This window comes from Lactobacillus sp. C449L, assembly GCF_059900815.1.
The window spans coordinates 1-403 of record NZ_JBWXGA010000418.1; the positions used below are offsets into that span (position 1 = coordinate 1).

General features: G+C 58.6%; 1 protein-coding gene. It reads left to right on the plus strand.

Translation table 11 applies throughout. The features are described 5' to 3' along the window. On the plus strand, positions 1–403 hold a 403-nt coding region (locus tag AC2JF9_RS10060; RefSeq protein WP_500727491.1), incomplete at both ends, for a hypothetical protein.

A 403-nucleotide genomic window follows, 5' to 3' on the forward strand; every position in this document is an offset into this window, starting at 1 on the left:
GCCCTTGAGCGCGAAGCCGCCGGACGGGACGCCCAAAGCCAGCAAGACTACCTGGAGCGGCCGGGAGCCGTTGAACGGACGCCTCCGAAAAACCTCAGCGACGAGGAACTGGACGCCCTTGAGTACGCATCCTTTGGAACGATTGGAGACACGATCGAGGAGCGGCGCCATTTCTGGAATGCCCTGGAAGTTGTCGAGCAAGACCCACAAGGCGACGAAGTCAAAATCAAATTCGCGGACTTCCCTGAATGGTGGGATCTTGCATTAGCAAACCTCGCCACGGCTCCGAAGCCGGTAAAACTGGCTCTCGAGGCGCAGCGCCAGACCGACGAACCTAAGGACATAAAGGTCAAGGTTCCGACCAATGTTGCCTTCGCGATTCACAATTGGGTCGTGGGCCTCG